The sequence below is a fragment of the Geodermatophilus sp. SMS 5-13 genome (assembly GCF_059428245.1).
Genome location: NZ_CP165729.1, coordinates 494,595 through 520,403, shown reverse-complemented (window position 1 = coordinate 520,403; position 25,809 = coordinate 494,595). Strand labels below are relative to the sequence as shown.

The 25,809-nt window shown below is 73.4% G+C and carries 23 protein-coding genes, 1 tRNA gene and 1 riboswitch; of the genes, 11 read left to right on the top strand and 13 right to left on the bottom strand.

Annotation, left to right across the window (positions count from 1 at the left end; translation table 11 throughout):
• Window positions 1–106: 106 nt before the first annotated feature.
• Entirely contained in the window at window positions 107–1,381 is a 1,275-nt protein-coding gene (gene thrC / locus AB3388_RS02515; protein WP_495409176.1) for a threonine synthase, read from the bottom strand.
• Window positions 1,382–1,393: 12 nt separating this feature from the next.
• Window positions 1,394–1,515: riboswitch (SAM riboswitch) on the bottom strand.
• Window positions 1,516–1,574: 59 nt separating this feature from the next.
• Between thrC and AB3388_RS02510 the strand changes: the two genes are divergently transcribed.
• On the top strand, window positions 1,575–2,396 hold the full coding sequence (locus AB3388_RS02510; protein ID WP_495409175.1) for an HAD family hydrolase: 822 nt from the start codon (window positions 1,575–1,577) through the stop codon (window positions 2,394–2,396).
• A gap of 42 nt (window positions 2,397–2,438) precedes the next feature.
• Here AB3388_RS02510 and AB3388_RS02505 read toward each other — a convergent pair whose 3' ends face one another.
• From AB3388_RS02505 to AB3388_RS02480, 6 genes are all read right to left on the bottom strand, one after another.
• Window positions 2,439–3,311, bottom strand: coding sequence for an ABC transporter permease (locus AB3388_RS02505; protein WP_495409174.1), 873 nt, complete (start codon window positions 3,309–3,311; stop codon window positions 2,439–2,441).
• A complete protein-coding gene (locus tag AB3388_RS02500; protein ID WP_495409173.1) occupies window positions 3,308–6,211 on the bottom strand; it encodes an alpha/beta fold hydrolase in 2,904 nt (967 codons plus the stop codon). Before AB3388_RS02500 ends, AB3388_RS02505 begins: the two co-directional genes overlap by 4 nt.
• Before the next feature lie 65 nt (window positions 6,212–6,276).
• On the bottom strand, window positions 6,277–7,731 hold the full coding sequence (locus AB3388_RS02495) for a LytR C-terminal domain-containing protein (protein WP_495409172.1): 1,455 nt from the start codon (window positions 7,729–7,731) through the stop codon (window positions 6,277–6,279).
• A 245-nt stretch (window positions 7,732–7,976) separates the two neighbouring features.
• Window positions 7,977–8,309 carry a DUF3263 domain-containing protein gene (locus tag AB3388_RS02490; protein ID WP_495409171.1) on the bottom strand — a complete coding sequence of 111 codons (333 nt, stop codon included), beginning with the start codon at window positions 8,307–8,309 and terminating at the stop codon, window positions 7,977–7,979.
• 110 nt (window positions 8,310–8,419) lie between these two features.
• Entirely contained in the window at window positions 8,420–9,334 is a 915-nt protein-coding gene (gene rarD / locus AB3388_RS02485; RefSeq protein ID WP_495409170.1) for an EamA family transporter RarD, read from the bottom strand.
• 62 nt (window positions 9,335–9,396) lie between these two features.
• A complete protein-coding gene (locus AB3388_RS02480) occupies window positions 9,397–9,828 on the bottom strand; it encodes a CBS domain-containing protein (RefSeq protein WP_495409169.1) in 432 nt (143 codons plus the stop codon).
• A 104-nt stretch (window positions 9,829–9,932) separates the two neighbouring features.
• Between AB3388_RS02480 and AB3388_RS02475 the strand changes: the two genes are divergently transcribed.
• Entirely contained in the window at window positions 9,933–10,340 is a 408-nt protein-coding gene (locus AB3388_RS02475; RefSeq protein WP_495409168.1) for a DUF5313 family protein, read from the top strand.
• Here the strand turns inward: AB3388_RS02475 and AB3388_RS02470 are convergent.
• The 4 genes from AB3388_RS02470 to AB3388_RS02455 form a co-directional block, all read right to left on the bottom strand.
• Entirely contained in the window at window positions 10,337–10,546 is a 210-nt protein-coding gene (locus tag AB3388_RS02470) for a dodecin (RefSeq protein WP_495409167.1), read from the bottom strand. The two genes, AB3388_RS02475 and AB3388_RS02470, sit on opposite strands and share 4 nt — an antisense overlap.
• An 89-nt stretch (window positions 10,547–10,635) precedes the next feature.
• Window positions 10,636–10,708: transfer RNA gene (locus AB3388_RS02465), tRNA-Thr, on the bottom strand.
• A 125-nt stretch (window positions 10,709–10,833) separates the two neighbouring features.
• Window positions 10,834–11,322: a hypothetical protein gene (locus tag AB3388_RS02460; RefSeq protein ID WP_495409166.1), complete on the bottom strand. Its 489-nt coding sequence runs from the start codon at window positions 11,320–11,322 to the stop codon at window positions 10,834–10,836.
• Window positions 11,319–11,888, bottom strand: a complete 570-nt coding sequence (locus tag AB3388_RS02455) for a hypothetical protein (RefSeq protein WP_495409165.1) — start codon at window positions 11,886–11,888, stop codon at window positions 11,319–11,321. The genes AB3388_RS02460 and AB3388_RS02455 overlap by 4 nt, the downstream gene beginning before the upstream one ends.
• 520 nt (window positions 11,889–12,408) lie before the next feature.
• Here AB3388_RS02455 and AB3388_RS02450 point away from each other — a divergent pair.
• The 3 genes from AB3388_RS02450 to AB3388_RS02440 all read left to right on the top strand — a co-directional run bounded on the left by AB3388_RS02450 (window position 12,409) and on the right by AB3388_RS02440 (window position 17,214).
• Complete coding sequence (locus tag AB3388_RS02450) at window positions 12,409–13,089, top strand: hypothetical protein (RefSeq protein WP_495409164.1); 681 nt, start codon at window positions 12,409–12,411, stop codon at window positions 13,087–13,089.
• Between the two features lie 227 nt (window positions 13,090–13,316).
• Window positions 13,317–15,059 carry a hypothetical protein gene (locus AB3388_RS02445; protein WP_495409163.1) on the top strand — a complete coding sequence of 581 codons (1,743 nt, stop codon included), beginning with the start codon at window positions 13,317–13,319 and terminating at the stop codon, window positions 15,057–15,059.
• Window positions 15,060–15,087: 28 nt separating this feature from the next.
• Window positions 15,088–17,214 carry a hypothetical protein gene (locus tag AB3388_RS02440; RefSeq protein ID WP_495409162.1) on the top strand — a complete coding sequence of 709 codons (2,127 nt, stop codon included), beginning with the start codon at window positions 15,088–15,090 and terminating at the stop codon, window positions 17,212–17,214.
• Between the two features lie 12 nt (window positions 17,215–17,226).
• On the opposite strand, the gene AB3388_RS02435 is transcribed toward AB3388_RS02440, so the two are convergent.
• Window positions 17,227–18,240: an exonuclease domain-containing protein gene (locus AB3388_RS02435; RefSeq protein ID WP_495409161.1), complete on the bottom strand. Its 1,014-nt coding sequence runs from the start codon at window positions 18,238–18,240 to the stop codon at window positions 17,227–17,229.
• A complete protein-coding gene (locus AB3388_RS02430) occupies window positions 18,237–18,770 on the bottom strand; it encodes a hypothetical protein (RefSeq protein WP_495409160.1) in 534 nt (177 codons plus the stop codon). The genes AB3388_RS02435 and AB3388_RS02430 overlap by 4 nt, the downstream gene beginning before the upstream one ends.
• Window positions 18,771–18,957: 187 nt before the next feature.
• Between AB3388_RS02430 and AB3388_RS02425 the strand changes: the two genes are divergently transcribed.
• The 6 genes from AB3388_RS02425 (at window position 18,958) to AB3388_RS02400 (ending at window position 25,262) form a co-directional block, all read left to right on the top strand.
• Entirely contained in the window at window positions 18,958–19,905 is a 948-nt protein-coding gene (locus AB3388_RS02425) for a site-specific integrase (protein WP_495409159.1), read from the top strand.
• A complete protein-coding gene (locus AB3388_RS02420) occupies window positions 19,902–21,365 on the top strand; it encodes a hypothetical protein (RefSeq protein WP_495409158.1) in 1,464 nt (487 codons plus the stop codon). The genes AB3388_RS02425 and AB3388_RS02420 overlap by 4 nt, the downstream gene beginning before the upstream one ends.
• 28 nt (window positions 21,366–21,393) lie before the next feature.
• Window positions 21,394–21,750, top strand: a complete 357-nt coding sequence (locus AB3388_RS02415) for a hypothetical protein (RefSeq protein ID WP_495409157.1) — start codon at window positions 21,394–21,396, stop codon at window positions 21,748–21,750.
• A 107-nt stretch (window positions 21,751–21,857) separates the two neighbouring features.
• Entirely contained in the window at window positions 21,858–22,184 is a 327-nt protein-coding gene (locus AB3388_RS02410; RefSeq protein ID WP_495409156.1) for a hypothetical protein, read from the top strand.
• Between the two features lie 148 nt (window positions 22,185–22,332).
• Window positions 22,333–24,063 (top strand): hypothetical protein, encoded by a 1,731-nt coding sequence (locus AB3388_RS02405; RefSeq protein WP_495409155.1) that lies wholly within the window; start codon window positions 22,333–22,335, stop codon window positions 24,061–24,063.
• An 80-nt stretch (window positions 24,064–24,143) separates the two neighbouring features.
• The gene (locus tag AB3388_RS02400; RefSeq protein ID WP_495409154.1) at window positions 24,144–25,262 is read left to right on the top strand and encodes a hypothetical protein; all 1,119 of its coding nucleotides are present in this window, start codon (window positions 24,144–24,146) and stop codon (window positions 25,260–25,262) included.
• The last annotated feature ends 547 nt before the right edge of the window (window positions 25,263–25,809 follow it).

Below are 25,809 nucleotides of genomic sequence, written 5' to 3'. Positions count from 1 at the left end.
GTACAGCACAGGACACGCCGAAAGCGCAACTCCACGCACGGCGAATAACCGGTTTCAGCAGGAATGTCGTCTCCGCGGGTGAACCGGTTCCCCGGAGACTACGCCCCTACCCGATGAGCCCCGCGGCCCGTACCGACTTCAGCGACGGGTCCACCCGGTGGGTGAACCCGACGACCGGCTCCAGCGGGTCGAGGGTCTTGAGCCCCTCCCCCGTGTTGAGGACGACGGTCTCCTTGGTCGGGTCCAGCCGCCCGTCGGCCACCAGCTGCTTGAGGACGGCGACCGTCACCCCGCCGGCGGTCTCGGCGAACACACCCGTGGTGCGGGCCAGGTCGCGGATGCCCTGGACGATCTCCTCGTCGCCGACCCGGCCGACCGAGCCGCCGGTGCGCCGGATGGCGTCGAGCGCGTACGGGCCGTCGGCGGGGTTGCCGATGTTGAGCGACTTCGCGATGCCGAACGGCTTGACCGGCTTGACGACGTCCCAGCCGTTCTCGAAGGCCGTGGCGATCGGGTCGCACCCGGCCGACTGCGCGCCGAAGACCGTCCACTCCGTCGCCTCGACGATGCCGGCCGCCGTCAGCTCGCGCCAGGCCTTGTCCACCTTGGTCAGCAGCGAGCCGGACGCCATCGGGATGACCACCTGGGCCGGGATGCGCCAGCCGAGCTGCTCGGCGATCTCGTAGCCCATCGTCTTGGAGCCCTCGGCGTAGTAGGGCCGCACGTTCTGGTTGACGAAGGCGGTGTCCTCGAACTCGTCGGTCTCGGCGAGCTCGCTGGTCAGCCGGTTCACGTCGTCGTAGGAGCCGTCGACGGCGACCAGGGTCTGGCCGTAGACCGCGGACTGCACGACCTTGCCCGGCTCGAGGTCGCTCGGGATGAAGACGAAGGACGGGATGCCGACGCGGGCGGCGTGCGCGGCGACCGAGTTGGCCAGGTTGCCGGTCGAGGCGGCGGCGATCTTCTGGTACCCGAGCTTCTTCGCGGCGGTGGCGGCCAGGCTGACCACGCGGTCCTTGAAGGAGTGGGTGGGGTTGGCGGAGTCGTCCTTGACCCACAGGCCGCCGGTGATGCCGAGCTCGGCGGCCAGCCGGTCGGCGCGGATCAGCGGGGTCATGCCCGGCTCGAGGGTCACCCGCTCGGCGGGGTCCTGGCCCACCGGCAGCAGCGGGGCGTAGCGCCAGATGCTCCGCGGGCCGGCCTCGATCTGCTCCCGCGTGACCGCCTTCATGATGTCGGGGTCGTAGTCGACCTCGAGCGGGCCGAAGCACTCGGCGCAGGCATGCTCGGCGATCAGGCCGAACGTCGCGCCGCAGTTGCGACAGACCAGGCCGCGCGCGGGATTGGCGGCGAAGGCGGGGGTGGGAGCGCTCAGGGTCATGCGACGACTACCTCCTCATCTTCCCCGCGACGGGCCGTCGAGCCGCGCGGGACGGAATTGGCACCTCCCCGCCTTGCTGGCGGCGGTTGCCGGGGCTTCACCGGGCCGTGTCCCTCTGCCCCTCTGGATGAGTGGAACGCCCCGACTGTACCCAGGTCGCCGGAGCGTTCCGGCGCGCGGTCAGGATGGCGGTGTGGTCACGGGGATCGTCTACACCGACATGGACGGCACGATGGTCGGCCCGCGGGGCTCGTTCTGGCACAACGCGGCGCGCGAGCTGACCGCCGAGCCGGCGACCGCGCTGCTCGAGCTGCACCGCGCGGGCGTGCCGCTCGTGCTGGTCAGCGGCCGCACCTACAACCAGCTGCTGGAGGCCGCGCGGCTGTTCGCCGCCGACGGGCTGATCGCCGAGCTCGGCGCGCTGGTGAGCTGGCAGACCGGCCGGGAGGTCGAGCTGCTGCCCGGCGAGCTGCCCGGGTGCTACGCCGGCCGCGCCCCGATCGAGGTGATGACCGAGCTCGGCATCGTCGAGCGGCTGCTGGCCGAGCATCCCGGTCTGCTCGAGTGGCACGAGCCGTGGCACGCCGACCACGCCGCCGACGCCATGCTCCGCGGCCGGATCGACCCGCTGGCCGTCGACGCGTGGCTCGCCGAGCAGGGCGCCGGCTGGCTGACGATCAAGGACAACGGCGCCATCCCGGCGTCGTCCCGGATGACGCTGGCGCCCGAGGCGCTGCCGCCGCGGGTCTACCACCTGATGCCCCGAGGCCTCTCCAAGGGCGCCGCGATCGCCTGGGACCTGAAGCGGCGCGGGATCGATCCGGCCGACGCCGTGGCGATCGGCGACAGCGCGAGCGACCTGGAGATGGCGCCCGCGGTCGGCCGGCTGTGGATCACCGCCAACGGCGCCGCCGTCCCCGGCATGGCCGAGCGGCTCGCCGCCGTCCCCAACGTCGAGGTGACCGACGCCCCCATGGGCGAGGGCTGGGCCCAGGCCGTCCGCGCCAGCCTCTAACGGCGTGGATTCGTGGGCGTCACGCCCACGAATCCACGCCGATCACGACGTGACGTCGCGGCGGGCGAAGTGCCGGAAGCCGAGGAAGGTGAAGACGGCGGCGTAGACCAGCGACTGGACGACGCCGCGGAACAGGTCACCGGAGTCGACCGGCGTCTGCAGCAGGTCGGTCCACGCGAACTCCTCCGCGGTCGGGAAGTAGTCGCGGATCGAGCCCAGCTGCTCGACCTGGTCGAGGATCGCGAAGACGAACATGGTGAACACCGCGCCGCCGACGGCCGCCAGCGGCGCGTCGGTGATCGTGGAGAACCAGAAGGCGAGCGTGCCGACGACGAGCAGGTGGACGGCGAGGTAGCCGACCATCCCGGCCAGCCGCAGCAGCCCGTCGCCCTGGTCGAGGGTGACCCCGACCGGGGTCTGGATGTCCTCGAAGCCGAACGCGACCCCGCCGGCGACCAGCGCGGTGAGCACCAGCACCACCAGCGCCCCGACCGAGAGCACCAGCGCGGCGTACCACTTCTGCCGGAGCAGCCGCATCCGCGGCACCGGGGTGGCCAGCGTGTAGCGCAGCGAGCCCCACTGCGCCTCGCTGGCCACGGTGTCGCCGAAGAACAGCGCGTAGACGACCACCAGGAAGAAGCTCGTCGTAGCGAAGAGCACGAACAGCGTGAAGTTCAGCCCGCTCGACGTGGCGACGTCGACCAGGTTGATCCGGCTGTTCTGCTGCGCGTCCTCGCTGGCGCCCAGCTGCAGCGCCGCGATGAGCACCAGCGGCAGCCCCACCATGAGGATCAGCACGCCGATGGTCCGGCGCCGCTTGAACTGCCGGCGCAGCTCCACCCACAGCCGCAGCGTGCGCTCCGGGCGGTAGCCGGCGACGGCCCCGGTCGGCTGGACGTGCTCGGTCGCGGTCACTGGACCGGCCCCTCTCCCACCAGTGCCAGGAACGCGTCCTCCAGCCGCCGCCGCGGCGTGAACTGCTCGACCGCGATGCCGTCGACGATCAGCGCGTGCAGGGCCGCGGCGCGGCTGGTGCCACCCAGGTCCGCGACCAGGCCCTCGTCGGTGCGCTCGGCGGTGACCCCGGGCAGGTCCGACAGGACGGTGATCGCACGGGCGGTGTCCTCGTCGTGCGCCAGGCCGATCAGCACCGCGCCCCCGGTGCCGACGATCTCCTCCACCGTGCCCTGTGCGATCTTCTGCCCCTTGGCCATGACCACGACGTGCGTGCAGGTCTGCTCGATCTCGGCGAGCAGGTGGCTGGACACGATCACCGTGCGGCCGGTCTGCGCGTAGGAGCGCAGCACCTCGCGCATGGCGTGGATCTGCGGCGGGTCGAGCCCGTTGGTCGGCTCGTCGAGGACCAGCAGGTCGGGCAGGCCCAGCATCGCCTGGGCGATGGCGACCCGCTGGCGCATGCCCTGGCTGTAGCGGCGCACGGGCCGGTCGATGGCCGCGCCGAGGCCGGCGACCTCGATCGCCTCCTCCATGTGCGCGTCCTCGGCGGGACGGCCGGTCGCGGCCCAGTACAGCCGCAGGTTGTCCCGCCCCGACAGGTGCGGCTGCAGACCGGTCCCCTCCACGAAGGAGCCGAGCCGCGACAGCACGGGGGCACCGGCGCCGGCGGCGTGGCCGAAGATCCGGATGGTGCCGGCCGTCGGCCTGATCAGCCCCATCAGCATGCGCAGGGACGTCGTCTTGCCGGCGCCGTTGGGTCCCAGCAGGCCGAGCACCTGGCCGCGGCGGACCTCGAAGGAGAGATCGCGGACGGCGACGAACTTGTCCTTGTAGGCCTTGGTGACGCCCTCGAAGCGCAGCGGCACGTCCTCGCCGTCCGGGTCGACCTCGGAGATGCGGCGTCGCCGGTACCGGCCCCACAGCAGCGCGGCGATCCAGCCGAGCAGGAGCAGGCCGACCACGACGGCGAGCAGCACCCACCAGCGCGACGAGCCCGCGGGGTCCTCGGTGTTGCCCGACACCTGCGGGAGGGAGAGGTCGGCGGCGGCGTCGCCGAGCCCGGCGGCCAGGCCCACCCCGTAGACGGTGGCGTCGGCGGGCAGCGCGTACGCCTGGTCGGTGGAGGAGACCACTACGCGCAGGGTGTGGCCGGCCTCGAACCGGTGGTCGATGGCCGGGAGCGTCACCGGGACGACGGTGGGCGCGGCCGGATCGGCGGACACGCCGGTCAGCGCGAGCGGCGCGACGAGCCCGGAGGGCAGCGTCATCGACCCGTCGGGGCCGACGTCGTAGAGCTTGGCGAACAGCGTCGCGGCGCCGGTCGGTGAGGTGACGGCGAGGTCGATCGCCGGCGCGCCGACCACCTCGACGGCCGCGTCGAGCGGCGCGCTGTCGAAGGCCGCGAACTGGCCCGGGATCTCCACGGTCTGCCCACCGAGCGCGCTGCCCAGGGCACCGAGCCCCGGCACCGTCGTGATCGCCGCGGGAGTGCCGCCGGCCGGGGTGACCAGCGGCTGGGTCGGCCCGCTCACCTGCACGGTGCTCCGCCGCGCCGGGTCGGCGCCGGCCAGCCCCGGATAGGCGTCGGCGACGACGGTCTGGCTGCCGCCCTGCACGAAGCCGCCGCCGGTGCCCCCGAGCCCGGTCGGCGCCGGGAACTCGAAGCCGGTGCCGGGGTCGGTGCCGCGGTCGGGGTCGCCGTCGGGCCGCAGGTACCAGTCGAACCAGCCGGCGATCTGCTCGCGCAGCCGCTCGGTGACCCGGTCGGAGGCGCCGGTGTCGTGGCCGCCGGCGTACCAGACCACCTTCACCGGCGTGCCGTTCGCGGCGATGCCGCGGGCGTTCGCGTCGGCCTGGCCCAGGCCGAACAGCGAGTCCTGGGTGCCCTGCACCAGGAGGGTCGGCGCGGTGATCCGGTCGAGCACCGACGCCGGGCTGCTGCGCTCGAGGACGGCGAGGATCTCCGGCGTCAGGGAGCCGCTGGCTGCGGCGACCTGGTAGGCGGCGCAGACGTCGGCGCGGAACCGGCCGCAGAGCAGTGCCTGCTGGACGGCCTGCGGGTCCACGGAGGCCGGGTCGACCTGCGGGATGCGCTGCGCCGCCCCGTCCGCGGCGGCGACGTCGTCCTCGCCGTCCCCGGTCAGCGCGCCCAGCAGCCCCGCCGAGCCCTCGCCGAAGAAGATGCCGGCCCACAGCCGCTTGTAGACACCGGACCCGGTGCCCTGCGGGACCGCCGCGACGGTCTGCGCGCCGCCCCCGGCCCCGGTCTGCGAGGGGAACAGCGCCGCGGTCAGCGAGTTCCAGGTGATCTGCGGCGCGATCGCGTCGACGCGGTCGTCGTAGGCGGCGCCGAGCAGGGACAGCGCTCCGCCGTAGGAGGCGCCCGCGACGCCCACCCGCGGGTCGCCGGCGCCGTCGGAGAGGACGTCGTCGCGCGCGGCCAGCCGGTCGATGAGCGTGGAGAGGTCGGCGACCTCGAAGCGGGGGTCGTCCAGCCCGATCTGGCCCGTGCTGCGCCCGAAGCCGCGGGCGGAGTAGGTCAGGACGACGAAGCCGCGGTCGGCCAGGAAGGTGGCGTCGTCGGCGACCGAGTCCTTGCTGCCCCCGAAGCCGTGCGCCAGGACGACCGCGGGCGCCGGGTCGTCCGCCGTCGCCGACGACGGGACGTAGAGGGTGGTGTCGAGCTCGACCGCGTCGGCTCCGGAGCCGGAGGGGACGCGGGCCTCCTCGGTCCGCACGTCGTCCGCGGCCGCGGCCGGCGCGGCCGGCACCAGGACGACCAGCGCCCCGGTGAGCAGCACCGCCAGCAGGGCGGCGAGGGACGGGCGGCCGCCGGATCGCGGGCGGGCAGGCCGCAACCCGCGGAGTCGACGCACGCAGCGGCCAACGGCCGGCGGCTGGGGCGTGTTCCGCGCGTGCGGGATCAGGGCTGCCAGTCTCCGGCCACGACGACGACCAGGCCAGGCGTGGGCTGGTCGGGCACCTCGAAGAAGCGCGGCGTCGGCCCGCCGGTGATCTGCGGGAACTGCTCGACCAGCTGCACCGCGGCCTGGCGCTGCGTCTCGTCGCCCTCGGTGAAGAACACCGTGGTGACGGGGACGTCGCCGCCGGTGTAGCCACCGGTCGCGGGGGCCTCCCAGCCGCCACCGGTGAACTGCTCGGCGACCCGGCCGGCCAGGCCGGTGACGTCGGTCGCGTTGAGCACGGTCACCGGGACGCGGACCGGCGTCGCCGGGGCTGCCGGCTCGACCGGCGCGGGCTGCACGTCCAGCGGCGGGAGCGTGGCGTCGGCGACCCCGCTGGGCGGCGCCGCGGCGCTGGTGCCCGCCGTCCCGCCGGACGCGGTCTCCTGCGTCTCCGGCGAGGTGAAGGAGTAGACGCCGAGGACGCCGAGCGCGACCACGGCGACGGCGACCAGGGCCATCACCAGGCGCTTGGGCGCCCCGCGGCCACCGGCGTCGTCCTTGCCGTCGAGGTAGTCGCGCGCGGTCAGCGTCTCGCCCTGGCGCCTGAGCTCCTTGCGGCGCTCGACGTCGACCGCCTGGCGCGCGGCGCGGTCGGCCGCCCGGCCACCGCGGACCTGCGTGGACGGGCCGGTGCCCGGGTCGGTCAGCGGGCCGCCGTCGGTCCTCGGCCCCGACGAGCGGTCACGGACCGGCTCGTCGTAGTAGTCCTCGCCGGTGTACGCCTCGTCGGCGTAGTCCTCGTCGGCCGCGTCGTCGTAGCCGTCGTAGGCGTAGTCGTAGTCGTCCTCGTCCACCCGGGCCCGGCCGCGGGAGATCTCCCGCTCGGGGATCGCCGACGTGGCCGGCGGTGCGGCGAGGCGCTGCTCGGCGGGCTCGGGGGTGGACCGGCTGGGCCGCGTCCAGTCGCCGTAGACGGGCCCGGACGGGTGGGTAACGCCCTGCCCCGGGCGCACGCCGGCGGCGAGCCCGGCGGCCAGCGCCGCCGAGACGGGCCGGGGCTGCGCGCGGACGCCGGCCGGACCGGTCGACCAGGGCGCGGAGCCCTCCTCGTCGCGCGCGGTGCGGGCGGGGGCGGGCTCGGCCTGGGTGGGCGGGCCGGAGTACGGGTCGGCCTCGGGCTGGGCCCGCCGGGAGACGGGCCGCTGGGGAACCGGCGCCGAGGGGTGGCCCTCCGGCAGGGACGGCGCCGGCGTCCGGGCGGACGAGGGCGCCGGCCGGGCGGAGCCGGCGAGCGGCAGCCCGGACGGCGGCGAGCCGGGCAGCGGGGTCTCGGCCAGCCGCTCGGGCGAGTACCTGTCCGGCTGCGCCTCGGGGGCGGCCACCGCGAAGGGGGCGACCGTGGTGTGCGGGGCCGCCGCCCGTCGCGGCGCCGCCGGAGGTACCGGTGGGCGGCGGGTGAGCGGTGCCGGCATCTCGGACGCACGGTCGTCGGGACCGGGCACACGCGGCAGGCGGGCGGACTCGTCCCCGAGCTCGCGGCGACGGTCCGCCCGACGCCGTCCCGGCGTGGTGGGGTGGTCGCTCAGCTCGGCATCCGCGGGCGCGCGCCGCTGGTTCTCGGGTACGTCGGTACGGCGACGACCCGGCACGGGAGTGCTCTCCCGGTCCGGTCCCCCGTCACTGCCTGGCGCGGCGTGCCTGCCCACGGTGAGCAAATCTAAACGGCCGGACCGCCGTTGCCCAGGATCTCCGGTGAACGACCGCGTCGCCGGGCGCTGCGCAGCCTCCGGAGGCGCCGGACGAGCAACGGATCGGCCTCGAGCGCGGCGGGTCGGTCGACCAGGGCGTTGAGGACCTGGTAGTAGCGGGTGGGCGTCACGCCGAACTGCTCGCGGATCGCCGTCTCCTTGGCACCCGCCGAGCGCCACCACTGCCGCTCGAAGGTGAGCATCTCGTGCTCGCGGCGGCTCAGCCCCGCGGGCGGTGGGGTCGTCTCCCCTGGACCCTCGACCCGTGGCGGGGAGACCACGGGGGCCGGGTCGGTGTTCATGGGTGGTGTTCTCCTGACCGGCGTCCACCGCCCCGAGCGGGGGCGGTGCGGATGGGCACGACGGTAGGCCGGAGGGCCGACACTTTCGACCCGGGACGGCGCGCCGGGCGTCAGACGGCGGCGGCCACCGGTTCGGCCGGGCGACGGCTCGCGGCCCGGGCGGCACGCAGGCTGTCGACGGTGAACACGCCCAGCGCCACCCAGACGATCACGAACCCGGCCAGGCGGGCCGGGGGCATCGGCTCGTGGCGGACGAAGACGCCGATCGCCAGCTGCATGAGCGGGGTCAGGTACTGCAGCAGCCCCACCGTCGACAGCGGGATGCGCCGGGTGGCAGCCGCGAACAGCAGCAGCGGGATCGCCGTCGCGACGCCGGAGCTCATCAGCAGCAGGAAGTGCCCCGCTCCCGCGCTGACCGCCGTCCCGTCGCCGGAGGCCTGCAGCACGCCGACGACGACGGCGGACGGGAGCGCGACGATCGCGGTCTCGACGAACAGGCCGGGCGCCGCCTCGACCTTCACCAGCTTCTTCATCAGCCCGTACAGGCCGAAGGTCGCCGCGAGCACCAGGGCGATCCAGGGCGGCCGGCCGTAGTCGACGGTGAGGACGACGACGGCGACCGCGGCGATGCCGACCGCCGTCCACTGCAGGGGACGCAGCCGCTCCGAGAACACGACCACGCCGAGCAGCACGCTGACCAGCGGGTTGATGAAGTAGCCGAGCGAGGTCTCGACGACGTGCCCGGAGTTGACGCCGTAGACGAAGACGAGCCAGTTGACCGCGATGAGCGCCGCGGCGCCGCCCAGGACGAGCAGGGTGCGGCGGTCCCGGACGGCGGCGCGCACGCGCGCCCAGCGGCGGACGGCGGTGAGCAGGACGGAGATGAACAGCAGCGACCAGAGCACCCGGTGCGCCACGATCTCGACGCCACCGGCCGGCTCGAGGAGCGGGAAGTAGAGCGGGAACACGCCCCAGAGGGCGTAGGCGGTGATGCCGGCGGCGACTCCGGTCCGGCGCTCGTCCACGCCCTGCACCGTACGCCGCCGCGCACGGGCGATTCGTTAGCCGGGCTGAGGATCCTCCGCGGTCAGGGGTGCTGGATGTAGTCGACCAGCGACGCCCGTTCGGACTCGAGCTCGTCCAGCCGAGCCTTGACGACGTCCCCGATCGAGACGATGCCGATCAGCCGGCCCCCGTCGACGACCGGCACGTGCCGGACCCGGTGGTCGGTCATGGTCTGGGCGAGCTCGTGCACGCTCGCGGTCGGCGGGCAGGTGTGCACCTCGGCGGTCATCACGCTCGACACCGGTTCGGCGAGCAACCCCGCCCCGCGCTCGTGCAGCCCGCGGGCGATGTCGCGCTCGCTGAGGATGCCGTCGATGCGCTCGCCGTCGGCGGAGACGACCAGCGCGCCGATGCCGTGCCCGGCGAGCAGGGCGAGCGCCGAGCGCACGCTCTCGCCCGCGTCGACGGTGGCCACGTCGTGGCCCTTGCGGCGCAGTACCTGGCTGATCTGCACGAGAACCTCCTCGCCACGTGCTGCGCAGTGTGGCCCCCGGCCTGGCTCGCGGCAACGCGTGTGCACCCGATCCGGGGACGGCCCGACAGGCCTACCGTCGTGGTGTGCGCACCCGGCACGGACGGCGACCCAACCCGCTGCAGTGGATCTGGTATGCCTTCGGCGGCGGGCTGCCGCGCGAGCTGGCGCCGTGGGTGCTCGCCGACACGACCGCCCGCACGTGGTGGCTGCGGCACATCGCGCGCGCCGTGGTGCAACTGCTGCCGCTGATGGTGATCTGCGTGGTCGCCGTCCCGGTGCCGCTGGCCTACCGGCTCAGCGCGGCCTTCGGCGGGCTGATCCTCGGCCTGCTCTTCTCGCTGGCGTTCATGACCGAGACCACCGAGCACCGGGTCGCCAAGGCCGGGTACGAGGCCGGCACGGCCGCCCGGCTCCGCGAGGAGCGGGCCGAGCGGGAGCGCGTCGAGCGCCTCTCGCCCTACCGCCGGGACGGCGCCGGCAGCTTCGACTAGTCCTCGACCCGGAAGCCGATCTTCAGCGTGACCTGGAAGTAGGCGACCGCGCCGTCGGCGACCTGGCCGCGGACCTCCTTGACCTCGAACCAGTCGATGTTGCGGACCGTCTGCGAGGCCTTGGTGATCGCGTTCTTGATGGCGTCGTCGATGGTGGTCCGGCTGCTGCCCACGATCTCGCTCAGCCGGTACACGTGGTCGGTCACGGGTCGCCTCCTCGCGTGCCCGCCGCCGGTCGGCAGCGCGGCGCCTGAGAGCCTGGCACGCCCGGCCACCGGCGGAAACCTGGAAAGAGAGCCGACGAGGGGACTCGAACCCCTAACCGCCCGATTACAAGTCGGGTGCGCTACCAATTGCGCCACGCCGGCGGGACATGGGAACAAGTCCCGGGACAAGGATAGGGACAACGCAGGGGACATCTCCGGGGCGTCCGCCGGAGATCGGCCCGGGCGTCGTGCGCCGCAACCCGACCGCGCCGCCGAGCGGGGCGCCCCTACCGGTCGCCCGGGGAGCCCGGATCCGAGTTGACCCGGATGGCGCGACGCGGTCCTCGCACCAGCCATCCGAAGACGGCGGGCCAGATCACCCACCAGACCACCGCACTCCAGGAGAACTCCCCCGCGCGCACGGTCATCCAGTACAGGCCGGCCGCGAGGACGCCGATCAGGCCGAGGAGCACGGCGATTCGTCCCGATCGCGAGTGGATCCGACGGCGCGCCTCGGTCTGCTCGATCAGCTGCCGGGCCCACTGCACTGCGGCCCGGCGCAGCCGCTCGTCGTCCAGCCGGCGCCCCCACGTCACCGCGGACTCCACCTGCGCCGTCTCCTGCGGTGTCAGGCCGAACTGGCGCATGGCGTCGCCCCACGGATCGGGATCGGCCCCTGGACGCAGCCGCGACCACACCCGACGGCTGCCCACCCACCAGGCCAGCAACGGCAGCCCCAGCAGGATCGCCACCACGACGATCACCGCACCGGTCACCGGCCCCCGCTCCCACCGGCCGGCAGTTCTGCCTGGAGTCGTCGCGCAACCCGGAGACGCCGCTCCGACCAGCGGTAGGCGGCCACCCCCTCGGCAGCCACGACGATCGCCACCATCCACACGCCCCAGGCGTTGTCGTTGGCGACGACCGCCGCCAACCCGATGACGCCGACACCGATGACGGCGAAGACCACGGCGAGCCACCGCTGGCTGTTCCACTCCTGCACCTCAGCGCGCAGTGCCCGCCGCCAGACGTCGGGATCGGCGTCGGGTGGAAGGACGCCTGACCTCATCGCCGGGGCGACCAGCTTCGACTGCCGGGCACGGACCTGAGCGGAGGGGCTCTGTGGAAGGCGGCCGCGGTCGACTGCTCGCCGGACCAGCCACATGGCCGGCGGCGCGAGTAGGGCCCATCCCAAGCCGTACACGGCCATCTCCGCCCATTTCCACGGCTCGCCACCCACGAGGCCACGCACCGCCTGGTTGATTCCTCCGACGAAGACCCCTGCGGCAACCCCGAGCATCAGCAGGAGGCCCCACCGCGGCCCCCGCCGCTCCTCGGTCACCGGGTGATCATCGAGACGACGCCGTCCGACCGCCACCGGTCAGCTGCTCGGTTCACCCAGCCGAGCGCGTGAGCGGGAGTCGGTGCGTCGTCGACCGACCGCTTCTGCCGCTATCGCTGCCACCGGCGCAGTGGTTCACCTCCTCTCGGGCACCGGGTCAGCTCGCGCGGCGGAGACACGACCGACATCGCTGCTCCCCCACCGGCGCGGCACATCACCTCCTTCGGTGCGCCGGTGCGAGCAGCGTGTCGGCGTCACCACGCCGCTACTGCGTTCGTCTCTGTTCAGTTCGTCGGAGCGGAGCCCCGTGGGCGGTGGCCGTCCAGCTCGCCTTCCTCGAGCCAACGGGCACCGTCCGACGCGCCCCTCGGTCGTCAATGGGCACCGTGACCCGCTCAACGTGCCCGCCGTCCGGCGGACCTGGTCCGCCCCTCAAAACTGCAGCGTCTAGCCTGCGAACAGGCTTCGGACGAGCGTGACGCGGCTACCCTCCGTCGCCGAGACCTCCGGGAGACGCACGATGACGAGCCCCGACGCGCGGGACGCGCCCGAGACGTCACGCATGCAGGACGCGGTGCGCCTGCTCCTGCTGATCGCGAACGCCTCGGAGGACCTGCCGTCTCCGCCTCCTGATGAGATCCCATCTGCTGCTGTGGCGGTCCTCCGCACCCAGGTAGTGCTGCAGAAGATGGACTTCTGGCTGCGCAACCCGGACTACCTGGCCGAGTTCCTGCTGGACCGATTCGAGGAGACCGGCGATCTCGCGTTCCGTGAACAGGCGCGCACCATCCTCAGCTCGGAGGAACCGGAGGTGCGCCGCTATCCGATGTTGCGCTACCGGTTCGGGGCCTACGAGCCGCTCGACGAGGCGCTCTCCGTACTGGCGGCCGCTGGCCTGGTCTTCCGCCGCCGCGAGGGGACTCCCGGCCACACCCGCCAGCACAACTACTACCTCACCGACACGGGGCGGTCCGTCGCGCGCGACATGCTCGCCGAGGTGCCCGAGCTGAAGTACTACGTCGACCGCGTGGAGCTGCTCGTCGAGCTCACCGGCGGCATCGGCCCCAGCGCCCTCAAGGACATGCAGTACGCGCAGCCGGAGTACGCCGACGCGGAGTGGCACAGCCGCATCCAGACGATCGCCCCGCGCGTGCGTGAGCGGCTGGCTGCCCTCGACGCGCAGGAGCAGGAGTCCTCATGACGATGAGCGCTTCGCACAGCGCGCTGGCGCAGCGGGTGGCCGCACGTACCGGTGTCCCCGCGTCGCACGTCGAGGGGGTCATGGCGACGCACGGTGTCGCCGCGGTATCGACACCAGCAGCGCGGCGGTCGATGCGCGTCCTGCGGCTGCGGATCACGGGCACGAAGGACGAGAGCGTCGGCGGAGGTGCGTTCGACCGGAGCTTCGTCTTCCCGGCCGGGATCTCGATGGTCGTCGGCTCGAACTTCGTGGGGAAGACGAGCGTCCTGGAGATCATCACCTGGTGTCTGCGGGGCGCCCCCCGCGAGCTGCAGCCCGACGTGGCGGCGTGGCTGGAGTCGGTGGAGTGCGACGTCGAGGTCAACGGTCGCGCCCTCGGGATCCGGCTGCGTCTGCATGCCGGCGATCTGGTCACCGGCACGGTGCACGAGGCGGCGACGGTCGAACAGCTCGACCGGGCGTTCGCCACGGCGCGGCCGCTGGTCAGCGCCTCTGCCCAAGCCGAGTACGCCGACGCCGTCCAGGGGCTCATGCTGGATCGGCTGAGCCTCGAACCGCTCCATGCACACGACAAGAAGAACGAGCTGACCCAGCGCCACGGCTGGCCGACGTACTTCGGCGCGATCTATCCCCCGGCCGGCGGCGACAAGATCCTGATCGGTGAGACGGCGATGGCCGGTCTCGCCGGCCGACTGCTGAAGGTCTTCCTCGACCTCCCCCGCGCCGCCGTGCTGACGCGGGTCCAGGCGGCCCGCGACGGGCTGCGGACGTCGCTGAAGAAGGTGGGGCTCCCGGGCCTCCCGGACCTGCAGGCCCGAGAGCAGACCGCGCTCACGACGGCTCGCTCCGCGCTGGCTGCGCTCCCGTCAGCATCGGCTCCATCGGCGACGGAGGCCGCTGACCGTGTGCGTACACTCGCCGCCCGCCTTGCCCGGGCCGACGAGCGGTGGGCACAGCTCGGACAGGCTTTCCGGCTGGCGAAGGCAGCACGGCAGGCCGATGAGCGTGCGCTGACCTCTCAGCGGGAGACCGTCGTCGCCGCGCAGTTGTTCCACGGCCTCAACCCCTCCAGCTGCCCCCGCTGCGAGGCGCCGGTCACCGAGGGCCGACGCGTCCGTGAGGACGCCGACCACGTGTGCGCGGTGTGCACGACCCCCTTGATCGGGGACGAGGACGAGGCGGCAGACCTCATCGCCGAACGGCAGGACGCCCTCACCGCATCGACCGCCGCGGAGACGGCTGCGCTCGCTGCCCTGGAGCAGGCGGAGACCGAGGTCAGCGACCTGACCGCCCAACTCGAGGCGGCACAGGCGCAGCTCGCCGCGGCAGAGGCTGCACGCCAGGTGGGCGATCGCGCCCGGCTGGAACTCGAGGTGGCTCGCGCCGAAGGTGCCCTGGCCGTCCTCGCCGAAGCCGACCCCAGATCGCTCAGCGACTCGGAGGAGGACGTCGGTGGTCTGCAGGGTGAGCGGCTGCTGGCCGTCCTCGAGGCTCTCGTAGCCGAACTCGAACAGGAACAGGCCGCAGAGTCGGAGGACCTGATCAAGGCGGTAGGCGACGAGATCGCCGAGCTCGCGCGCACCTTCGGCATGACGGCGGTGACCGGCGCGAAGATCCGGCTCAACGGAACCATGCTCGTCGACAAGGGCGGCGTGGCGGGCCAGACCTTCAGCAGTCAGAGCGCCGGCGGACGGCTGCGGCTGCGGATCGCCACGATCATCGCGCTGCTGCGCGTCGGGGCCCGCCGCGGAGTTGCGACCCACCCCGGCCTGCTGATGCTGGACAGCCTCCGTGCGGAGGAGGTTCAGGACGAGGACGCCCACGAGATCCTCGACGCCCTGATCGAGGTGGCCGCGCAGACGCCCGGGCTGCAGATCATCACGACGACCGCGGACCAGTCCCTGCCGGATGGACGGCTCGACGCCGACCATGTACTGCGGCCGGTCACCCCCAGCGCGCCGCTGTGGTGACCCGTCGTCGAGTCCTCCGAGCACACTCGTGACCGGCCCGGTGGCGCAGGCCCTGGTGACCGCCGAGACCGCCGGTGAGACGTGCGATGTGGCCAGCCTGGGCAGCCTCACCGACGTCGCGACCGAGCTCGTCCAGCTCGCCGACACGCCCCTTGCGCCTCTCGCGGCCGCGGCCCTCGTCGCGGCCATCTCCGACGGTGCGGACGCGTGGACCGCGGCCACGGTCGAGTTCGCGGCGCGCCTTCGGCAACAGACCAGCTACCTGGCCCTACGCGACAGCCTCGACGTGCTGCTCGACGACCCGATCGCCGCGAGGACGGTGGCCGCCCCGCTGCACACAGCGCTCCTCGAGGGGCACCGCACCAGCCTGGACCCCAACCCGCTTCTGGCGGCGGCCCACCTCGAGGGAGCCCTTCGGCTCGCCGTCGCCGGTGCCGTGACCCCATACCTGGTGCTGCACAGCCTCACGGACCTCGGGTCGGCCATGTCCGAGGACTACGTCGAACGGCTGCCGAAGTTGATCGGCGTCGCGCTGGACGCCTGGGACGACGACGCCACCCTGACGGCCCCGCTCACGCAGGCGCTGCACGTGCTGCAGGGCCTGGATGTTTCCGCAGCGGATGCCGCTCACGAGCTCGCCTGCGCCCGCATGCGCGCCGCGCTGCGGCAGACCGACGCGACAGCCGCGAGCGGTGGGCTCCTCGCAGCGGCCGATCAGTTCAGCGCGGCGTACTCCCTCGACGACACCCGGGATGACGCGGCCGCCTACGCGGCCGTCTGCACGGCTGTCGCCGCCTTCGGCGCAGCCGACACCGGCCCGCTCATGGAGGCCGTCGACGAGCTGGAGACCGTCATGCGGCGACGGAGTGCTTGGACACGGAACATGCACGAGCCGGCGTGGCGGAGACCCAAGCTGGACGCCGAAGTCGAGTGGCTCGGGATCGTGCTCGACCTGCGCCGCGCCGCCGCTCGACTGGCCGAGCCGAGCTGGCTCGAGGCGACCGCCGCCGTCGGCCACCTCGCCCGCGCTTACACGGCTGAACGGTCGACCACGCCGGCCGCGGGGCTCGCCGCGGTCGTGCGGCCGGCAATCGAGAACCCCGTCGCGGCCAACGCCGTCCTCCTCGACCAGCTGACGCGGACGATCGACGCCGACCGGCAACGGGAGGAGCCAATGCTCCCGCCGGCCGCCGAGCTGCTGCTGCACGCCGTGCGCGAGCACCGGCCCGCCGGCGCCGCGCGAGACCGAGACCTGCCCGGGGACACCGATGCGGAGGACGACGAAGCCCTCGACGTCCGAATCGACCGCTTCGCCCCCAGGCTCCGCGACGTGGACGCCGCCATCGCCCGCGCCTTCGCCAGGCAGGTCGATGACGAACAGCTCGCGCAGCTGGGCCGCGCCCTCACCGTCATGTTCGCCTCCGGCACGGCTGAACATCCAGCGCTCGGCCGGGTACGCGACGAGATCATCGAAGAGCTCTCCACCCACCCGGAGTTCGTCGGCGAGCCCCGCGCCGCCACGATTGCCCTGCTCGACCGCACCCTGACGTTTCTGCACGACCGGTACGAGCGCGCAGGCCCGTTCCTCCCAGGCCGGCCGAACATCCTGCGCCGCCTCAGCAAGGACGAGAAGCGGCCGAAGGAAGAAGACCTCCAGTGGGAGTTCTACTTCTGGCTGGCCAACTCCGAGACGTTCGCAGGACGGACCCAGTGCGAGGTGTCGCAGATCGCCGCCGGACGCGTCGACGTCATCGTCCGCGTCGGGGAGTTGAAGCTGGTGACCGAGGTCAAGCGTGAGCTCACCGATGCCGGCAGGGATTCGCTCGACCAGTACGTGCCTCAGTCCGCGGCCTACTCCGGGGCGAACGTGCCGTTCAGCCAACTGCTTGTCCTGGACCTTACCGACCACCCCGACGGCGTCCCGCGTCTGCGGGACCTTGCCTGGGTGAGGGAGCACAGAGCCCGCCCTGACGCCTCCCCGCAGCACGTCGTCGTCGCAGTCGTGGTCGGCAACCGGTCGACACCCCGTCAACTGTCCGACGCCCGCACGCCAGCGAGGAGGCGTCGCCCTGCTCGGGAGAGCGAGAGCCCCGAATCCGTCGTCGCAGCGGCGGACGATGACACCGCTGCAGGACAGCCCACACCGACGGTGTGAACGTCGTCGCGCTCAGGCGGGGACGGTCTGCCGGACGCCGGAGGTGCGGGTCTCGGCGAGGAGGTCCACGAGGTCGCCTTCCGTGAGGACCTCGATGCGATGGCCCTTCTCCCGCCAGTGCACGGCCTTCGCCGCCTTGCCGGTCCAGAAGTCCGCCGGGTCGTGACCCGTGAACCCGTCCCCGACGACCAGCATCGTCGTCCGCTTGTTGACGCCCTTCTCCACGACGGCGCCGCAGCGGGCGACGGCGTCCCAAGCGTCCTGTCGGCGGATGCTCAGCGCGCCGGTGAAGACCATGACCTGCCCGTACAGGGGGTGCTCCGGGTCGGCGTCGGCCGCGACGTCGGGCAGCTGCGGTCCCGTGTAGGTCGACGTGCCGCGGCAGCCGGCCCAGGCCGCGGCCTCCAGGCGGCCAGTGAGCACCTGCAGGCCGGCGAGCAGGTCGCCGAGGTTGTCGGCGCCCCGGCGGCGGGCGATGTCCAGGACGACATGCGCGCAGGCCAGCGCGTCCGAGCCCGCCTCGTGGTGCGCCGCGAGATCCACACCGCACTCGGCGGCCACCATCGGCAGCCGGTAGGAAATCAGGTCCAGCGCCCGCCGGGCCATGATCAACGAGCACGCGTAGTCGGTTGTGGGCCACTCCCGGTCGACAGCGACGCAGGCCTCGCGCAGCGCCCCGATGTCGAAGGCGGCGTTGTGCGCGACCAGCGGCAGCCCGCCGGTGAGCTCCAGCAGCTGGTCCAGCCGCTCGGCGAAAGTCGGCTGGTCGGCGACCATGTCGGGGGTGATGCCGTGCAGGCCGACGTTGATGCCGTCGAAGTGGTCCAGCCCCGCTGGGGGCCGGGTGAGCCACGAGTGGGCGGAGACGACGACGCCGTCACGGACGACGGCCGCGCCGATCGCGCAGATGGAGCCGCGCCGGGCGTTGGCGGTCTCGACGTCGATGGCTACGAAGTCCAGCCCGCCGGCAGCCGAGCCGGGTCCGTCCTCCAACGCCCGCCGGGGCGCCGGCAACAGCCCCGTCACGCCGCGACGCTCGGCGACGCGTCCCGGATGACGGCGGGCAGCGGCCGGTCGGCCGGGCCGCCGAGCTCGCGCATGTAGCTCCGCTTCAGCCGCTCGTCCTCAACCGCGTCCCAGGCCCGGCACAGGTCGTTGAGCCACCGGGCGATGCCCAGGGCGCGCCCGGTTCGGGGGTCACCGCCTGGCACATGCACGGCCTCGATGTCCAGCGGCTCGGGCAGAGTCGGCCACCGCGGTGCGGTCAGGTTCTTCTTCGTGGTGGCGGCCTCCTTGTAGGCGGCCTGCAGCTCGTCGCGGACGGCGATCACCGCGACTAGGGTCGCCTCGGGGTCGAGCACCCGTTCGGTGTCGACCTTGTGCTCCTTCAGCGCCATCTCGCCGTCGGCGGTGAACAGGGCGACGCGGGTCGCGGTCAGCGCCTGCAGCGTCTGCCCGCGATCGGCACCGTCGACTACCCACGCGCCGCTCAACCGGGACATCCCGGCGACGCGGGGGCCGAGGTCGACCCACCACACGACCGGAGCGCCGTCCATCGCGTCGACGATCGCCAGTACGGAACTGCCTGCGTTCACCATTTCCTCCCCCGCATGCGGTGACGCACGGTATCTCGGCCGTCACAGGAAATGTGTGAAGCGCCCTCCTCGGCGAATGCAGCCGGGAATGGTGCCAGCACGGTGCGCGCCGTCCGGGGACGTGTGGGCCCCGGTCCGGAGGCGATCTGTGGCACGCAGGATCACCGGCCTCCCGAACGGCGAGTACCGCGCTGTTCAGGGTCCGGCCGGCACGCTGGACGACGAACTCGCCCTCGCGCTGGAGCAGTGGCGCACGGCCGGGACGCACACCGACGGGACGCTCGCGCGGCTGACCGAGACGACCGCGGCGTTCGCACGGCGGCTGCACGCGCAGGGCATCGGGTCGTTCACTCAGGTGACCGCCGCGGACGCCGCGGCGTTCGTGGCGGCCCGTACCCGGCACGGCGCGGCGCCGGAGCTGGCCACCCGGCATGCGCGCCGCACGGCGGTGCGCACCCTGTTCCGCACGCTGCGCGGCCTCGGGCTGCACACCTCCGACCCGACGCTGGACCTGGTCCTCCCGCCGCGGGGCTTGCTCGTCGCCCGCCCGCTCACCGACGACGAGGTGGGCCTGTGCCGGGCAAGCGCCCAGATGGGCGCCGGAGCCCGGTCGCAGATGCGGGCCGTGGCGTGGGCGCTGGGCGAGGCCACCGCCCTGTCCAGCGAGGTCACGATGGTCCGCGTCCGGGACCTCGACGACCTGCACCGGCCCACCGCCGTCCAGCTGCCCGGGACCCGCGATCTCGATGGCCGCCGGGGTGAGCTGTCCGTCTGGGGTCGGCATGTGCTGCACCGGCGCGTCGTCACCCTGCTGGAGAGAGGCGCGACCGCCGACACGCTCCTGTGCTACGCCGGGTCGGCGCCGCCGGGCGGGGCGAAGGCGCAGGCCTCGGCGTGCAACGCGCTGCGCAACGTGCTTGCCTCGGCGGGCCTCGGCACCGAGCCGGACGTGCGGCCGGCGTCTCTGCGGCACTGGGCCGGCCGGCGCCTCTACGACCAGGGCGACCGGATCGAGCAGGTCGCCCGTGCGCTCGGGCATCGCAGCCTGGACATCACCGCCGCGCACATCGGCCTGGACTGGCGGGGCGCCCGATGAGCCGGCGCAGGGCCCGCAGCACCGGGCTCACGACGATCGAGCAGGTCCGGGCGGTGTTCCGGCTGCCGGCGCTGTACCAGCTCGGCGCCCTGGTGGAGCGGCGGCCGGTGGGCCGGCGCGCCGACTTCCCGCCGTACCTGCTGCTCGGCTACGGCGTGCTGGCCCGGGTGTTCCGCTCCGGCGCCCGGGTCGAGATCGAGCTCGCCCAGCCGGCGACGTGGTCGGTCATCGTCGACACCGTCGAGGAGATGCGCCGGGAGCGGCCGGACCTGGAGATCACCGCGCCTCCGCGGCGGGCGCCGGGCTGGGACGCCTACCGGTACGCCCGCAACCGGCGGTTCACCGCCGAGGGCGTGCTTGAGGAGCTGTGCGAGGAGTTCACCGAGCTCGCCGTCGTCCAGGCCCAGGACGCTGGACTGCTGCGGGCGGACGGCCCCGGATCGCTGTGCCACCCGGACCGCAGCCGCGTCGTCTACGGCGACGGGACCGTCGTCTCGCCGATGTACCGGCCACCGGCGGCCAAGCGCGTGAAGGACGAGAACGGCGAGACCCACACCGTCTACCTCGACGCCGACGGCAACCCGATCGACGCCCCGCGGAAGCGGTACGACCCGGACAGCGCCGAGCACCACGGCCACACCGGCCCTGTCCACGGGCAGTCGTTTGTCGGGCTGTACGTGCGCGGCGACAGGCCTCATGAGCGCGTCATGCTCGCCGTCGACCGGGTTCCCCGCCCCGGCGCCGAGGCCGACACCGCCGTCGCCCTCCTCAAGCGGCTGCACGCCGTCGCCGGCGCTGGCATCCAGGCGGTCGTCTACGACTCCGCACTGCGCGGGCGGCACATCACCGACCTCATGGAGAGCTGCGGCGTCGTGGTCATCAACCGCGTGCACGGCACCTCCCGCTCCCCCGGCCGCCGGCGCACCACTCCCGCCGCGGGCAACCCGCGCTGGTACGCCCTGGGCACCTGGGAGCACGACACCGGAGCCGGTCCGTGCCGGCACACCCTCGCCGCGGTGGACGGCGCGGTCAGCGAGGTCGGCCTGGACACCGAGGGCACCCCGGTCGTGCTCGCCAGGCTGGTGCGTCGGCAGGTGAAGCGGCCGCGGCGCAAGAACGGTCGCTATCACTTCACCGCCGGCTACACCGTCCCCTGCCCGGCCGGGGAGTTCCTCGCGTGGATCAGCCCGCATCCGCAGCACTCCGGCGACGGAGGCCGGCCCGACGCCGTCCGGCTGATCGCCGAGGGCGAGCCGGACTTCACGCGGTTGTTCCACCTGCGCAGCGACAGCGAGAGCCACAACAGCGGCTTCAAGCGCACCCTCCTGGTCGACCGCGCGGCCAGCCTCGGCGGCCGCCGCCAGCTCCTCGACTTCCTCAGCTACGGGCTCCTCACCAACGCCATCACCGCCCACCACGCCGCCTCCACGGCCGTGGTGCCCCTGCGCCGCGCCGCCTGAGCGACCGGCCCAACGGAAGGACGTGCCCATGTCCGCCCACGCCCCCCGCACCCTCGAGCAGGTCCTCGATCTGCCCGACGCCGCCGTCCTGCAGCTGCTCGCCGACCGGCTCCCCCGCCACGTCGCCGACACCGTCGACGGCCTGCACCGGCGCCCCACCGCGGTGCCGGAGGCCTCGCTGGCCCGGGCCCGCTACCTGCTGCTCCTCTTGGCGGCCGACCTGGACTCGCCCGCCTGCCCCGACTGCCACCCCGACCTGGACCCCGCGCTCGCCTGCGCCACCGAGCACGGCGCGCTGATCGCCCGCGCCCAGAACCAGGCCGACCGGGCCGGCCGACGGCTCGCCGACATCGTCGTCACCGGCACCACGAACCGCTGGGACTGAGCCGCTTGCGGGCCCGAGAGGCGCGGCGACGGTGCCGTCGCGAGCGGACATCCGCTCCGCGCCCCCGGCGCTCCCGCCGGCCACAGCGCCACCCAACGGAGGTACCGATGACCCACCCGCAGCTCGACTCCACCAACCGGCTGCGCCGCCACCAGCTGCTCGCCCACCGCGAGGAGCTCGCCACCGCAGCGGTCGAACACCTCGGCCACGACCTGCCCGGCGCCGACGTCCTGTTCCGCGCCGTCCACCTGGTCGAGGAGCTGATCCGCGTCGAGTTCCCGGCCACCTGGCAGGAGCACTACACCGAGTGGATCCACCGCGACGCCGACCGGCTGCACGGCCCCGACAGGCCCCGTCCTGACGCCTTCCGGGTCTGCCGTACGGCCGCCGCCGTCGCCTCGCGCAACGACGTCGCGCCGCCCTCTGCGGCCTGACCGCACCACCCACCTCGACGGGCCCCGGCATCCGCCGGGGCCCGTCGCCGTCTCCGGCGCGGGCTACCGCCGGCTGCGACTGCCCAGCGCGCGCACCTCCCGGACCGGTCCGGGACGTCCCATCCCGACGTCCCGAAGGACCGCACCGATGCACCGCCTCCGCAAGCCCTGGACCGGCGCCTGCCACATCCAGTTCACCGCCAGCAGCCCGGCCACGCCGTTCACGGTCGACGACCGGCCGACCCTGACCGACCTGCCGCTGCCCGGTCCGCGCCGCCAGAAAGAGGGCCGCGGCGGAGCCACCGCCCGCCTCGTCGTGCTCCGCACGATCATCCGCGGTCCGCTGCTGGCGGCCTTCGCCGCGGCGATCCCCTCGGCCAGCGGCGGGCGCCCCACGCCCCTGCCCGACCTGTACTGGGTGTTCTACGGCATCGCCATCCGCGAGTTCGCCAGCAACGACCAGCTCGACCAGGAACTGCCGCAGGTGTGGACCGAGATCCGCAAGGAGTTCTGGTTCGAGCACGGCATCCTGCTGCCCGACGCCGGGCCCAACGGCGAGATCCCCGGTGGCAGCGACAGCTACCGCGCCTGGCGCACGCGCCGCATCATCGCTCCCAAGAACAAGACGAGCCCGCTCCCCGACCTCGTCGGCAAGCTCACCGACGTCTCGATCCCGCTGGCCCTCGCCGTGCGCGCCGCCGAGGGCGGCGACGCACCCCGGGACCTCATCGACGCGCAGGTGTGGGACGTCGTCGCCATCGACGGCACCGTCCTCAACGCCCCCTCCGACGTCCGCGAGGTTCTCATCACCGACGAGAACGGCGAGGTCGTCGACCGCATCTACCCCGGCAGCCGCGCCAAGACCGGCAAGCCGCGGGTGCACCACGAGGTCACCCACGTCGCGAAGGAGCACGGCGCGCCCGACGGCCTATACAACGTCGTCGCCACGACGAAGGGCGAGGACAGCTACACCCGCGTCGTCCTCGGCGTCGACATCGGCCAGCCCCACGAGGGCGAGGCCCCGGTCGCGATGCGCGTCCTGCGCGGCATCTACGACCGCGCCGGCCACCAGTTCCCGGTGCTGGCCATCGACGGCGTCGGCAACCCCGGCATGTACCAGGACCTCCTCGCCGAGTACGGCGTCTACGTCGTCAACGCGCAGGCCGCCCGGAAGGGCCAGGCCCCCGAGGGGGGCCAGGACGCCGAGGGCCGGCCCCTGCCGGCCGCCGGCGCCAGCGTGCGGAACTACGGCGTCAAGGCCGGCCAGCCCAAGCACAGCTACGTGACCCCGCTGGACTCCGTGTGGCACGAGGTCGACGGGGAGGCCCATCAGCACCACCTCGTCGCCGACGACGGAGCGGTGTACGAGACCAACCGCGCCGCGACGCGCGGCAGCCGCGTCCTCAAGCTCGGGATGCTGACCCCGACCAGCGTGGAGCGCCGGCAGGAGCGCACCGGCGAGTTCTACCTGGTGCTCACCCTCACCGGCGTCTGCCAGCACGGCGACACCTTCACGACCGACCTGGAGCTGCGCTGGAAGACGCCCGGCAAGGACGGACGGGTGCCCTGGCGGTCGCTGGTCGCCAACGTGCGCGTGCTGCCCGAGGCCCTCACCGAGCGCTACGCGGCGACGTTCAGCAAGCGCAACCAGATCGAGTCGTTCTTCAGCTGGCTCGAGCGGCGGTTCCACGTCAAGGACCGGCACGCCAGCTGGGGCCGCGACGCCCAGCTGCTCGACCTGGTCTTCGCCGGGCTGCTGCACAACACCGAGACCTGGGCGCATCTGGCCTACCGGCACCCGGCGGTCGCCGCCGACCTCGCCCACACCCTCGCCGACCTGGACCGGGTTCCGGTCGACACCGCCGGGCTCGGTGCCTGACCGCAGGCGACTGCGCACCACGTAGGGGCTCCGAACGGTGAGCCGCGTCCTCCCGACGCGCCTCACCTTCGGAGCCCCTCGTGCTTACGCCCAGCGCCCACCGCTACGACCACCGCCTCCTGCTGTGCCGCACCGACCCCGCCATCGCTCCGCTGTCCCCCAGCGACCTCGACCCAGCCGTCGACGTCACCGCCGAGATGACCGGCGACCTCACCGCGACCCTGCCCGCGATCGCCGACATCTGGCAGCAGGTCAGCCCCGACCCCAACACCACCACCCAGATGCTCGGCGTCCTAGCCACCTTCACCGCTGCGGCGGTCGCCACTGGCGCCACCACCTGGCACGACGTGTCGACCGAGGCCATCACCCAGTTCATCCAGGCCCCGGGCCCCCACGCCGAAGACACCTGCCGGCTGCGCAAGAACGCCCTCCACGGCGCCGTCATCGCCCTGGACGATGCCGGAGTGCTCGACATCGACACCTTCAACCCGACCGCCGGCATCGACCCCGTGCCCGGCCAGATCCGCACCGACGAGCGCGGACGGCGACGCGGCAACCCTCAGCCCGTCAGGATCAGGAAGCCGGCCGCCGACAGCATCGCCGTGCGAGCCGCCACCCACGACGAGATCGTGATCGTGCGACTGGCCACCCGGCGCGCCGTCACCTCCCAGACCATCAACCTCCCGGCCGCCGCCGTCGCCATCTGCTCGTCTTCGGCGACCACGACCGAGGCCCCCCAGGTCCTCTGGGGACACGTGGACACCACCGGGGACGTCCCCCAGATCGCCCTCCCCGGCAGCCCCCTCGCCGCCGAGCCCAACGAGTCCCGCATCGCACCGCGCAACGTGGTTCTCGACTCGTGGAACGCCGAGGTGCTCACCGACTGGCACGCCGAGCGCCGCGCGAAGGACAAGCCCGGCAGGGCCTCGAACGTCGACCCCACGACGTCCGTCCTCTTCACCGGCAAGAAGCCGCTCGACAGCGACAGCGCGCAGAAGGCGGCCGACCAGCAGATCCGCAAGGCGTTCGCCATCGCCGACCTCGGCCGCGAGCTCGGTTTCTCTGCCGGCTCACTCCGGTTGTGGGCCGCCGCCCGCCACGTCACAGACGGGCCCAGCCTGTTCACCGGCGCCGACATCGCGGGTATCGACCCGTTCGTCCTGCACCGGAAGGTCATGCGGCCGTATGGACAGCGCTGAATGGCTCAGCCACCGCTACCGGAGCGGCCCGGTCAGGGACCGCCCCGCCGCGAAGGCGAACGTGGACCGCTGTTGAGCCGTACGGCTCGTCTTGGCCCCGTCTGCCAGCGCCACCCCACGACCCCGTAGCCACCCAAGACGACGAGGTTGAGCCAGTTGCCCCAGGGCCAGCGTCCCTCGGCCGCCGAGAACACGAGGAAGCCGACCAGGACTGCGCCGAAGGCGGCGTAGAGCACCACCAGCCACAGCGGGAGCAGCCGGCGTCCGCCTCCCGGTCCTGTCTGTCGCTCAGCCAGCTCCACGACGGCCGCCCGGAGCCGGTCATCCTGCAACTCACGGCCCCAGGTGGCAGCACGCTCCACCACGGGCACTTCACTCCCCCTGGAGTTCGTGACGCCGCTTCATCTCCAGGGGGACGTATGCGTCCGCCGCCGTCCGTGACCGTCGCCAAGACTGACGGCCACCAGCCCACCACGCGACCAGCGGGATGCCCACCAGCACGAGCACCGCTGCCGCGATCCCGATCACCACGACGAGATCTTGGCCG